Genomic DNA, 12,426 nt, shown 5'->3' on the forward strand with positions numbered 1-12,426 from the left:
CGCCACCAGGACCTTTCGTCTCAGCGCAGGATCAGTAGCTGTACTTCATGCTGACCAGGATGGTCCGGCCCGTCTCCACCACGTCGGAGATGGCCAGGCTTTCCTTGCCGATGTGCGACCAGTAGGAGACGTCGTCGAACAGGTTGGCCACCGACAGGTCCGCCCGCACGCCATAGCCGAAGTCGTAGCCGGCGTGCAGGTCCACCCGCTGTGACGAACGCACCCACAGGTCATCCCAGCTGCTGCCCAGGCCCAGGTAGTCGTACTGGGCCACATAGGCACCGGTGTAGTGGTAGATCAGGTCCAGGGTGAAGCCGTCCTTTTCATAGAAGGCCTCGATATTGGCCATCCATTCCGGGGCGTTCTGGATGCGCTCGTTCGGGTCCAGCCCGGCGGCCTTGGTATCGACCGAGGTCCACTGCCGCGTGAGGTTGGCACCGATGCCGAAACCGTCGAACGGCGCCGGCATGTCCTGGAACTTCTGCCGGGCGGACAGTTCGACGCCATAAACCTGGCCATCCCCACCGTTGGTGGGATGATGGAAGATCACGGAGTTGCTGTTGGTGACGGCCGGGTTCGAATAGGTGCTGCCGTTGTCGTAGATGTAGTTGGAGAGTTGTTTGGCATAGCCTGCCACAACCAACGTACCGCCGTGGCCGCTGTCCCACTGGCCGGAAACGTCATAATTGACGGCGGTGATGGCCTTCAGGTTGGGGTTGCCCTCGGTGATGGTGGTGACACCGTTGGAGATGCTGGTCTGCGAGCCGCCGCCCAACTGCACAAAGGGTGGACGGGTGTAGCTGGTCCAGATGGCCGCGCGATAGACCGAATTGTCGTCGGGCCGGTAGTTGGCGAAAATGCTGGGCAGCGGCTCGTTGTAATGGGTGGAGTTATAGCCCCAGTGGCCCGCCAGCTCATTGCCGTCGGCATCATGCGGCGTCACCCAGAAAGTGTTGTGGATGGCCGTGTGTTCGAACCGGAAGCCGGGGATGACCTCCAGGTCGTTGAACTTGAGGTTGGCCATCACATAGGCCGCCGTGACCGCCTCGGTGCCCTTCTGCGTGTTGCAGTTCCAGTTGTTGACGTAGAGGCTGCTGCAGCTATCCAGGTTGCTGGGGCTGGAATAGGTGTTGTACAGGCGGAACAGGGCGGCCTGGTCGATGACCGGCACCGACCAGTTGTAGACGCCGGGATAGACCGCGGAATAGTTGCCGTTGATGATGCCAAGAGAACCAAAGGTGCGGCCGTCGGTGAAGTTGCCGTTGTACCAATCGCGGTTGGTCACCTGGCGCTCGCTGTCCTGATACTTCACGCCGAACTTGATGTATTCCAGCGGGCCGGCGTTCACGTCATACCGGGTGTCCAGCTTGGCGCCGCCGCGCACCTGGCCGCTGTACTGCTCCGTCAGTTCACCCCGGTCGCGGGCCGGCAGGCTGGCGACATTACCCAACTGCGAGATGATCTGCGAGCCGACCAGCGGATACGGCAGGTCGTTCACATATGTCGCCAGGACGTTGTTGCCGTACGCGAAGCCGTTGCCGTCGTTCTGGGTGGACCGGGTGGAGATTTCGATGTGGTTGGGGCGGTCGTTGTCGCCCCAGCTCAGGAATACGCTGGGGCTGAAGGTCCAGTTGCCCCACTTCTTCTCCCCGCCCAGCTGGGCGGTCGCCAGATCGGAATATTCCGGGTTGGTCTCGTACCACAGGCGGGTGGACAGGTACTGGATGTTGGGGTGGTAGAGGCCCGTGCTGCCAATTTGGTCGTAGGTCACGTTCATGCCGACCAGCTGGCTCAGCGTGCTGTTCTGTTCCGTCTGCGCCACGGCGTAGCCCAGGCGGAAATAGGCGCTGGTGGTGTCGTCCGGGCGCCAGTCCAGCGACACGTTGCCGCCGTAACGCTCGGTGTAGCCGGAGGAGACGCCGGCGTTGAAACCCGTGGTCTCCAGGTTCTTGGACGGGTCCAGGTTGCTGGGGTTGCTGCCGTCGGCGTTGGCAACGGCAAAGGCCCAGGCGTTGTCGCAGCAGGTGGACTCCATCACCGCGCCCATTTCGCTGTTGGCGTAGTGGCGGATGTCGTAATAGGCGCTGACGTAGACGCCGAACTGGTTATCGCGGCCGAACTTGCCCGCCGCCTCACCCGCCAGGCCGTAGCCCAGGCTGTCCTTGCTATAGTCCTCCGCCCGCGTCTCCAGCCGGCCGCTGGCCGTGAAGCTGAACATCAGCGGCTGGTTGTAGTCGAAGGCCGTGGGCGTGCGGAAATCGACGGTGCCGCCGATGGCGTCGCCGTCCATGTCGGCCCTGGACGTCTTGTTGACGACGATGGTGTTCAGGCCGGACGGCGGCAGCAGGCTCAGCTGCACCTCGCGGCTGTAAGGCATGCCCTGGGCGACGTTGACGCCGTTGATCAGGTTGACGTTGTACTCGCCGTTCAGGCCGCGGATGGAGGTGAACATGCCCTCGCCGCGCGAGGCGCCGTCGATGCCGCCCACGAAGGACTGGCCGGTGTTCATGACGTTCACGCCGGGCAACAGGCCCAGCGCCTCGGCCACGTTGTGCACCGCCGTGTGCTCCAGGTCCGCCGCCGACATGACGTCAACGGTGTTGCTGGCGTTCATCTGCAGGCTGGAGGCTTGGTAGCGGTTGGCGGCGACGATGATCTCTTCCAGGGCGGCGGTGTAGGCCTCGAAGCTGACCGTCACGGCACCATCCTTGGGCACGGTCACGCGGGTCGAGCTGGTGTGCAGGCCGGGGCGTGAGGCCGTGACCGTGTAGCTGCCCTCGGGAATGTTAGCCAGGGTGAAGGTCCCGTCCTCGCCCGAGGCGGTGGAATAGCCGGTACCGGGAATGGTGATGGCCGTGGCGGCCAACGGCTTGCCGGTGCCCGGGTCCACGATCGTGCCGGTGATGCTACCTGCGATAGCCGGCAGCGAGAACGCCATCACCGTCGATCCCGCCAGAAGGCCAGCCCTGAATTTGCCCAGGCCCATATCTTGCTCCCCGATTTTAGTGGAGCGGCGGCCGGTTTCACCGGGGCATCGGTCCCCGGGGAAAGGGTGGTTCAGCGCGCCGTTCTACCTACACAGGAACGCCTGGCTGGCGGCCAAGTCAATTCATTTTTTCTATTTTCTTTATTTTTGATCTAAAAATTTCATTCTATGCCGCCCCTCATATGAAACCTGGGCTCATGAAGATGGAAGGGGGTGCCGGCGAAGATATTGGAATTGCTTGCATTGCCGGATCAAGCCATACGGCCGTATCGGTCAATAGAGTGGCCATGCCTCAAGGTGATGTTTCACATAGGCGCGGGAAAGCGCGCTTTCCCTAGTCTTGCGCAGGCGTATCGCCACCTGCCGATGTAAAGCCCCGGACCATACGAACCCTTGGATGCGGCAACGGTTTCAGGCGGCGCCGGACACCCCGCCCTTTTCCCGACTCGCGAAGGTCGTCACCGCGGCGGCCAAATGGAAAATAATTTCCACTAGATGGCATTTGGGAATATATTTATCGAAGCAGGCTCCGCACACGACAGGGAAAGCCGACGCCATGGCCGTCATCCGCCGCCGCCTCGCCACCGTTCTGGCCGGGACCGCCCTCGCCACCCTCATGGCGCTCGGGACGCAAGCCAGGGCGGATACCGCCCCGCCGGGCATGGCCCAGGCCTATGCGCCGACGGCGGAGAACCTGGCCGCGCGGCAGTGGTTCCAGGATGCCCGGTTCGGCATCTTCCTGCACTGGGGCCTGTATAGCGAACTGGGTGGCGCCGGCAAGATGGGTATCGCCGAATGGATCATGGATGAGAACCAGATCCCCGCCCGCCATTACGAACGCCTGGCCCGGTTCTTCAACCCCACCGCCTTCGACGCCGACACCTGGGCGCAGACCTTCAAGGCGGCGGGCGCCCGCTACGTCGTCATCACGTCGAAGCACCATGAGGGCTTCGCCATGTTCGCCAGCAAGGCCAGCCCCTACAACGTCGTCGACGCCACCCCCTTCCATCGCGATCCGCTGGCCGAACTGGCCGCCGCCTGCCGCAAGGCCGGGCTGAAGCTGTTCTTCTATTATTCGCAGCTGGACTGGCACCATCCCGACTATTTCCCCCAGGGTACGACAGGCCATGCCTCGGAACGGCCGGCCGGCGGCGACTGGGACCACTACATCGATTTCGAACAGGCGCAGCTGCGCGAGCTGCTGACCCATTACGGACCTATCGGCGGCATCTGGTTCGACGGCTGGTGGGACCAGAAGGACACGGCCATGCGCGACCGCTGGCGCCTGGATGAAACCTACCGCCTGATCCACAGCCTGCAGCCGGCCGCCCTGATCGGCAACAACCACCACCAGGCACCCTTCCCTGGCGAAGACTTCCAGATGTTCGAGCGCGACCTCCCGGGCGAGAACAGCATGGGCTTCAACAAGGCCGGCGTCAGCGCCCTGCCCCTGGAAATGGCCGAGACCATGAACGGATCCTGGGGCTTCAACATGATCGACGACCAGTACAAGTCGACGGCGACCCTGATCCGCAGCCTGGTGGGCGCCGCCGGCCGCAACGCCAACTTCCTGATGAACACCGGCCCCATGCCCAACGGCGAGCTGCAGCCGGAGAACGTCCAGACGTTGAAAGAAATGGGACAATGGCTGAAGCGCTATGGCGAAAGCGTCTACCAGACCCGGGGTGGTCCCGTGACGCCGCGGCCCTGGGGCGTCACCACCCAGGCGCCGGGGCGCGTCTATGTTCATGTCCTGGACTGGAAGGATGGGCCCCTGTTCCTGCCCCTGACCCAGGCCGTGCGCAAGGCGACCCTGCTGCGCGACGGCAGCGCCGTGCCGGTACAGCCCCGGCCGGACGGGCTGGAACTGACCCTGCCGGCGGCGACGGGCGAGGCCATGAACGATTGGGACCGGGTGATCCGCTTAGATCTTCAGTGATGGAATTGAAGCGGGCGGGGGGCGCTGGGTTGCAGTCATCCTACTCCGTCCGCTTCACCCTCGTGAGCGTGCGGCGGAGATGTGCCTGCAGGATCTTGTCGCGAACCCGTGCGAAGAACTTAGGCGGCAGCATTCCGTACTCGAAGCGCACTGGCTTGGTACCGGGAACGGGCCGCAGGTCAGGACTGGGCCATAGGAAATCGTTGGTCTCCGTGACGACAATCCAGGAGGATAAGCCATCGAGCCCAAGATGGGCTTTCAGGGCAGCCGGTATTTCAATGGCATCGGCAGGGTCATTCGGTGGTGTATGTGTCACCGGTACAACGGTGATCATCTCCCGCCCCGCGACGATCTGGCGGGCGGCGACGATGGCGCAGGGCCGATCTTTCCGGCCCTCTTCCGCACCCCGGCGGTGTTCCCGCTCCCATAGATACGCGTAGGAAATGACGAGGCCCGGCCGCGGCGTCGGTAGGCTCATAAAGGTCAGTCTTCAAGAAGCTTGTCGAGATGATCGAATTCCGCGGGCACGGCGCTGTCGGCGATGGCCTTGAGGGTGTCCGCGTCCAGATCCTCGACCTTGCGGGCAACCCGCCCCTTCATCACCATCTCAAAGAACGCTGCCGACACCAGCACCGTATGGGTACGGCCATTCTTGGTGATCGCCACCGGAGCCTGTTGCGCGGCGTCCTGGTACCGCCCGACATGCTGCTGGAATTCGCTCGATGTGACTTTCATGGCCTCGCTCCTTTTATCTAAAATAGATAAAATGGATAAAATTGGCGAGGGCAATCGACGTCAGCGCCGCATGATCCAGTCGTGCGCGGGGTCGTTGCGGAATATCCAGCGCCGCTCCGGCCCCGCCATCACGTTGAGGTAATAGAGGTCGTAACCGTGGGGTGCGCCCACCGGATGATAGCCCCGGGGGACCATGACCACGTCGCCGTCCTGCACGCAGATGGTCTCATCCAGGCTGCGATCGTCGGTGTAGACGCGCTGGAACGCGAAGCCCTGCGGCGGGTTCAGGCGGTGGTAGTAGGTTTCCTCCAGCGCCGTCTCCCGCCCGGCCTCGGCCGTGTCGTGCTTGTGCGGCGGATAGCTGGACCAATGGCCGCCGGGGGTGATGACCTCCACGACCAGCAGGCTGTCGGCCGGCTTGCCCTCCGGCAGGATGTTGCGGACATGGCGGGTGTTGGTGCCTTGGCCACGCACCTCGCGCGGCATCTCATCCGCCGCGATGACGCGGGCCTGGGCGCCGTTCCGGCCCGGCGCGGTGCAGACCGCCAGCTCGACGGCATCCGTCGCCACCACACCATAGGACTGGCCCGCCGGCACGTAGACCGCGCCCGGCGCCTTGTCCTCGAACACGCTGGCGCGGCCACCGACGAGGCCCAGGTCCTGGTCACCCGCCGTCACCCGCGCCGTACCCGACAGCACCACCAGGCAGGTCTCACGCCCCGGCTCCACCCCGTCGAGCATCTGGCCCGGTGTCAGCCGATGCAGGCGGAAACCGACATGGGTCCAGCCAGCACTTTCCGGCGTCACTTCCAGCACGCGGCCGTCTGCGCCGGGCGCGCCGGATCGCACCAGCAGGGGTGACGCGCTCATAACGCCACCGTCAGGCCGGCGCCCGCCGCCGCCTGTTGCAGGTGACGCAGGCCCATCTCGCCATACTGGCGCGGGTCGGCCTTGGCGGGATCCTGTTCCGCCTCGATGATGACCCAACCGCTATAGCCGATGTCGGCCAGGGCCCGCATGACGGCGGCATAGTCCAGGCGGCCGTCGCCGGGCACGGTGAACATACCGTCCAGCACACCGTCCAGAAAGCTGCCACCCCGGCTCATCAGCGCCTGGAACACCGGCTGGCGTACGTCCTTGCAATGGACATGGGCCACGCGGGCCGAATGGGCGCGGATGACATCCACGGCGTCGATGCCGCCCAGGGCGGCGTGGCCGGTGTCCACCGTCAGGCCCACCGACGGGCCGGTATGGGCCAGGAACTGGGCCAGATCATCCGGCCGTTCCACCACTGTGCCCAGGTGATGGTGATAGGCGAAGCGCAACCCCTGCCCCACGATATAATCGGCGACCTCGGTCAGCCGGCGGCCGAAGACGGCCCACTCGGCGGCGTCCAGCCGGGGCGTCTGCGCCAGCGGGCGGGCGCGGTCTCCATGGATGGCGTTACTGGTCTCGGCATGGACGAAGACGGTGCTGCCCATGGCCTTCAGCAAGGCCAGATGCCCCTGCAAGGCGGCGATCTCAGCCGCCGCGTCATGGGCCAGCAGGTTGCCGCTGTACCACCCGCCCACCAGGTCCAGGCCATGAGCGGCCAACAGGGGCCTCAGCGCCTGCGGATCGCGGGGGAACTTGCCGCCCAGCTCTATACCGCTGAACCCGATGGCGCGGGCGTCGGCCAGCACCGTTTCCACCGGCGTCGCCCCGCCCAGTTCGGGCATGTCGTCGTTGATCCAGGCGATAGGACTGACGCCGAAGCGGATGGCCCCAGAGCGGACGGGCATGGCGGTTGATCTCCCTAACGTTGGTCTTTTGTCTTCTCGTCATACGCCGCGCGGGCCTGGCGGACGGCCGCCCGGTCGGACACCTCGGGTACGGCCACGTCCCACCAGGCGCCGCCGGCGGCGGTGGATGCAGCCGGGTCGGTGTCGATGACGATGACGTGCACGCCCGTGCCCGATCGCGCCTCGGCCAGGGCGGCTTCCAGCCCGGCGATGTTCGCGACCTTGCGCGCCGTGGCGCCCAGGCTGCTGGCATGGGCGGCGAAGTCGATGGCCGGCAGGGCCGCATGGCGCGTGTCGGCCAGCAAATTGTTGAAGGGCACGCCGCCCGTGGCCCGCTGCAAGCGGTTGATGCAGCCGTAGCCGCGGTTGTCCAGCACGGTGATGGTCAGTTTCAGGCCCAGCATCACGGCCGTGGCGATCTCGGAATTCATCATGAGATAGCTGCCGTCGCCCACCACGACGTGGACGTCGCGCTCCGGCTCCGCCATCTTCACGCCCAGGCCGCCGGCGATCTCATAGCCCATGCAGGAATAGCCGTATTCCACATGGTAGCCGCCGGGCCGCCGCACCCGCCACAGCTTGTGCAACTCCCCCGGCAAACCGCCGGCGGCACAGACGACCACCGCATCCTCGGCCGCCTGGCGCCATAGGGCGCCCAGCACCTGGGCGTCCGTGGGCAGGACGTTACCGCCCCCTGGGTTCCCCGGGGCGGCCATCGCCGCCTCCCACGCCTGATCCCAGGCCAGCGCCGGGGCCGCCAGGGCCCGCGTCCAGTCCGCCGGCACGCGCCAGCCGGCCAGCAGCGGCGCCAGGGCCGCCAGCACGGCGGCGGCATCGCCCACCACACCCACGGCGCCCTGCTTGGCCGCGTCATGGGTCGAAACGTTAACCTGCACCAGCGTACGCGCCGCCCCTCGGAACAGGGCGCGGGATCCGGTGGTGAAATCCTGCAGGCGCGTGCCGATGCCGATGACCAGGTCCGCCTCGGCCGCCGCCGCGTTGGCCACGCCGGTGCCGGTGACGCCCACGGCGCCCAGGTTGGACGGATGATCCCAGGGCAGCGCCCCCTTGCCCGCCTGCGTCTCCGCCACCGGAACACCGGTGGCCGCCGCCAAATCGGCCAGCAGGGCTTCGGCACCAGCATACAGCACGCCGCCGCCGGCGATGATCAAGGGCCGCCGCGCACCCCGGATGCGCACCACCAGGTCGGCCAGGTCATAGGGATCGGCCGGCGGGCGGCGGAACCGCCATAGGCGGGGGACAAAGAAATCCTCAGGATATTCCCAGGCTTCGGCCTGCACATCCTGGCAGAAGGCCAGGGTGACGGGGCCGCAGGCGGCGGGATCGGTCAGGACCGCCATGGCCTTGGGCAAGGCGTCCAGGATCTGCTCGGGCCGCGTCAGCCGGTCGAAATACCGCGAGACCGGCCGGAAGCAGTCGTTGGCCGAGACGGTGCCGTCGCCGAAATCCTCGATCTGCTGCAGCACCGGATCCGGCCGGCGGCTGGCATAGACGTCGCCCGGCAGGAACAGCACGGGCAGGCGGTTGACATGGGCCAGGGCGGCCGCTGTCACCATATTGGTGGCGCCCGGCCCGATGGAGGTGGTGCAGACCATGGCCCGCCGGCGGCGCGCCTGCTTGGCGAAGGCGATGGCGGCGTGGGCCATGGCCTGCTCGTTATGGGCGCGATAGGTGGGCAGGGCGTCCTGGCTGGCCTGCAGCGCCTCCCCCAGCCCCGCCACGTTGCCATGGCCGAAGATAGCCCAGCAGCCGGCGAAATAGGGCACCGCTTGCCCGTCCGCGCCCTCGACCCGTTGCGCCGCCAGATAGCGTACGGTCGCCTGGGCCGCCGTCAGGCGCAGGATCCCGGTGGTCACTTGCCCTGCCCCCTGGTGCCCTGTCCCCCGGTGCCCTGCCCCCCGGCGTCCTGTCTCTTGGCCACGGCCGCACGGGCCTGCCGCCAGGCGTCCACCAGGGTCTTCAGCTTGCCCGCCATCATGGCCACCACCTGTTCATCGTCCAGCCGGTTGGCAAGCCAGCCGCGCGCAACATCATAGAAGATGGTCCGCCCGACGGCGAAGCCCTTGACGATGCCCGAGGGGGCCGCCGCCTGGAAGGAGGCCAGCAGTTCCTCCTCCGGCGCCGAGAGGCCCAGCAAGACCACGCCCCGGCAATAGGGGTCGTTTTCCAGCACGGCCCCCTCGATATTGCGCCACGCTTCGGGATCGGTCACCGGCTCCAGCTTCCACCAGTCCGGCTTGATGCCCAGGGCGTACAGGCGGCGGATGCCGCGGGCCACCGTCATGGCATCGACGGGCAAGCCGGCCGGCACGATCATCTCGACCAGCAGTTCATGCCGCGTCTTACGGCAGGCATCAAACAGGCGCAGCAGCTGCCGCTCCTGCCGGTCGCGCAGGTCGGCGGCGTCGTCCGGGTGATAGAAGACCAGGCACTTGACCACATGGTGCAGCGGCCATTCCGCCAGCTCCGTCGCCACGTCGGCGGAGCTTTCGAACACCAGCGGGCGGGACTTGGGTTCCTCGATGGGGCGCCCGATCCAATAGGGGTCGTCGGCGGAACTGGCGAGGGCCGCGAAGCCATAGCGGCCATCCAGCAGCAGGCCGAAACGGTCGTCGCCGCCGGCCACCGTCTCCACCGCCCGCAGGGCCAGGGCCTTGAACAGCGGGATGCGGGCCGGGTCGGCGCCCAGCTCCGCCACCAGATCCTCGAACTGGCTGCGGTGGTCCACGGCCAGAACTGTCAGCTCGTCATAGCGCCGCCGCCGGGTGGTGGCCCAGTGGATGTGTTCCAGTTCGGCGCTGTCGCGCAGGCGGTGGGGCAGGCTGGGCTGGGCCAGGAACCATTCCAGTTCCGGCCAGGTGGGCATGGCGGGGGCGCAGCCGTGGCGCGACACGACGATGGCGCCGCAGGCGTTGCCCCAGGCGCAGCAGCGCTCCAGCGGCTCATCGTGCAGCCAGCCGCGCAGGAAGCCCGCCATGAAGGCGTCGCCGGCGCCCAGAACGTTGAACACCTCGACCGGGAAGCCGGGTACCACGACGCCCTCCGCCAGGGTGGCCGGAATGGCACCGGGGAAGGCGGTGCAGCCACCCGCCCCCTGTTTGCAGACGATGACGGCGCCGGTCTGGGCGCGGATGGCGCCCAGCGCCGCCAGCGTGTCGGTCACACCGCCCAGGATGTGGATTTCCTCCTCCGTGCCGACGATCAGGTCGCACAGCGGCAGAACCTCGCGCAGGCGGGTGGTGACGCCCTCATGTGCAACAAAACGATCCTCGCCCCGGTCGCGGCCGGCCAGGCCCCACAGCACCGGTCGGTAGTCGATGTCGAACACCACCCGGCCGCCGTTTTCCTTCACCAGCCGTGCCGCCGCCACGCTGGCGGCGAAGGCCTGGGGCTGGGACAGGTGGGTGCCGTTGATCAGCACCGCGCCGGTATGGCGCAGCCAGTCACGGTCCAGATCCCCCACGTCCAGCGCCATGTCGGCGCAGTTCTCGCGATAGAAGATCAGGGGGAAGTTTTCGCGGTCGCGGATGCCCAGGACCACCAGGGCGGTCAGCCGGTCGGGGTCGGAGACGACACCGGTGACGTCCACCCCCTCCCGCTCCAGCTCTTCCCGGATGAAGCGTCCCATATGGTCCGCCCCCACCCGGGTGATAAGGCCAGTGCGCAGGCCCAGGCGGGCGCCGCCGGCCGCGGTGTTGGTGGGACTGCCGCCCAGGTACTTGGCGAAGGACGCCATGTCCTCCAGCCGGCCGCCGACCTGCTGGCCGTAGAGGTCAACGCTGGATCGGCCGATGGCGATCAGATCCAGCGACTTGGGACGGGTTTGGACGGGGGATTGCGCAGAAGACGCCATGCCGGTTCCAGCCTTGGGGGCGCCGGATCGGCGCCCGATAGAATGGAACGTATATTCCACGTTTCATGTTTTTGTAAATAACGTATCGCCAAATGGGTCAGGCTTTCCGGCGGCGGGGCCGCGATACGCCCCTGGCGCTCGCCCGTTCGCGCTCGAACGCCAGGCTGATCACCAGGGTTTGCGCCAGGCACAGCGAAGCCGCCAGCGACCGGAAGCCGCGCACCTCGGACTCGCGCACCTGCAGGACATGGACCGCCATCTTGGCCATGGGGCTCACCAGGCTGTCGGTGATGGTCAGGACCTTGGCACCGGCGCCGGCCGCCGCCTCGACGGCGTGCACCGTTTCCTCGGCATAGGGGTGGTAGCTGACAGCGATCAGCAGGTCGGTTTCCCCGACCGCGCCCATCTGCTGGCTGGTCAGGCCGCCCACGCCATCGACGAAGATGGTGCGCTTGCCCACCTGTTGGAATGAATATGCCAAATAGGACGCCACCGGGAACGCGCGCCGAAAACCCATGATATACAGGGTTTGCGCCTGGTCGATCAGCTTCACGGCACGCGCGAGGTCGGCCTTGGTCATGGTCTGGCCCAGGTTTTCCAGCGCCAGCGTGTCGCGTTCCACGAATTCAGCCAGCAGGTCGCCGTCGTCACCGGCCCCCGCCTGGTGGTCCAGGGCGGCATTGAACTGGCGCACGCGCTCGCCATAGCCCAGGGCGGTGTGGTTGGCCAACAGGCCGTCGCGCAGCAGGCGCTGCATGGGCATGGCGCCGGAATAGCCCAGCGCCTTGGCGAAGCGGACGATGGCCGAAGGCTGGACGCCCGAGCGTTCCGCCACCACGGCCAGGGTTTCCAGCGCGAGGTCGTCCGGATGATCCAGGACAAAGCGTGCGATCTGCTGCAGCCGCTTGCTGAAGGTGTCATAGCGTTCCAATATGGCGGCCCGCAGCTCCTCGGCCGTGCGCGGCACGGTGGCACTCCCCGTCATCGCCCCTCCAAAATCCTATGTGGCCCCAAGAATAGACTCTCACCGGGTGAAGGCAACGCCACCCGGCGTTATGGATATTCCATCATACCCCATGGTATGATATTTTCATTCCATAATGTGATGATG

The 12,426-nt window shown here is 66.5% G+C and carries 9 protein-coding genes; 1 reads left to right on the forward strand and 8 read right to left on the reverse strand.

What is annotated here, in order from left to right; translation table 11 throughout:
- Positions 1 to 31 precede the first annotated feature (31 nt).
- Positions 32 to 2,938: a TonB-dependent receptor gene (locus FBZ87_RS17860; RefSeq protein WP_145611847.1), complete on the reverse strand. Its 2,907-nt coding sequence runs from the start codon at positions 2,936 to 2,938 to the stop codon at positions 32 to 34.
- 604 nt (positions 2,939 to 3,542) lie between these two features.
- Between FBZ87_RS17860 and FBZ87_RS17865 the strand changes: the two genes are divergently transcribed.
- Positions 3,543 to 4,925 (forward strand): alpha-L-fucosidase, encoded by a 1,383-nt coding sequence (locus tag FBZ87_RS17865; protein WP_246134468.1) that lies wholly within the window; start codon positions 3,543 to 3,545, stop codon positions 4,923 to 4,925.
- Positions 4,926 to 4,965: 40 nt separating this feature from the next.
- Here the strand turns inward: FBZ87_RS17865 and FBZ87_RS17870 are convergent, their stop codons facing one another.
- The 7 genes from FBZ87_RS17870 to FBZ87_RS17900 form a co-directional block, all read right to left on the reverse strand.
- A complete protein-coding gene (locus tag FBZ87_RS17870; protein WP_145611849.1) occupies positions 4,966 to 5,403 on the reverse strand; it encodes a hypothetical protein in 438 nt (145 codons plus the stop codon).
- A 5-nt stretch (positions 5,404 to 5,408) separates the two neighbouring features.
- A complete protein-coding gene (locus tag FBZ87_RS17875; RefSeq protein WP_145611851.1) occupies positions 5,409 to 5,660 on the reverse strand; it encodes a type II toxin-antitoxin system Phd/YefM family antitoxin in 252 nt (83 codons plus the stop codon).
- A 60-nt stretch (positions 5,661 to 5,720) separates the two neighbouring features.
- Positions 5,721 to 6,530 carry a 5-deoxy-glucuronate isomerase gene (gene iolB / locus FBZ87_RS17880; protein WP_145611853.1) on the reverse strand — a complete coding sequence of 270 codons (810 nt, stop codon included), beginning with the start codon at positions 6,528 to 6,530 and terminating at the stop codon, positions 5,721 to 5,723.
- Positions 6,527 to 7,441 carry a myo-inosose-2 dehydratase gene (gene iolE, locus FBZ87_RS17885; protein ID WP_145611855.1) on the reverse strand — a complete coding sequence of 305 codons (915 nt, stop codon included), beginning with the start codon at positions 7,439 to 7,441 and terminating at the stop codon, positions 6,527 to 6,529. The genes iolB and iolE overlap by 4 nt, the downstream gene beginning before the upstream one ends.
- Before the next feature lie 14 nt (positions 7,442 to 7,455).
- Positions 7,456 to 9,318 carry a 3D-(3,5/4)-trihydroxycyclohexane-1,2-dione acylhydrolase (decyclizing) gene (gene iolD / locus FBZ87_RS17890; protein ID WP_246134469.1) on the reverse strand — a complete coding sequence of 621 codons (1,863 nt, stop codon included), beginning with the start codon at positions 9,316 to 9,318 and terminating at the stop codon, positions 7,456 to 7,458.
- Positions 9,315 to 11,315, reverse strand: a complete 2,001-nt coding sequence (locus tag FBZ87_RS17895) for a bifunctional 5-dehydro-2-deoxygluconokinase/5-dehydro-2-deoxyphosphogluconate aldolase (protein WP_145611857.1) — start codon at positions 11,313 to 11,315, stop codon at positions 9,315 to 9,317. The genes iolD and FBZ87_RS17895 overlap by 4 nt, the downstream gene beginning before the upstream one ends.
- A gap of 97 nt (positions 11,316 to 11,412) precedes the next feature.
- Complete coding sequence (locus tag FBZ87_RS17900; protein ID WP_145611860.1) at positions 11,413 to 12,300, reverse strand: MurR/RpiR family transcriptional regulator; 888 nt, start codon at positions 12,298 to 12,300, stop codon at positions 11,413 to 11,415.
- Between the last annotated feature and the right edge of the window lie 126 nt (positions 12,301 to 12,426).

It is taken from the genome of Nitrospirillum amazonense, from assembly GCF_007828035.1.
GTDB classification, from domain to species: Bacteria; Pseudomonadota; Alphaproteobacteria; order Azospirillales; family Azospirillaceae; genus Nitrospirillum; species Nitrospirillum amazonense.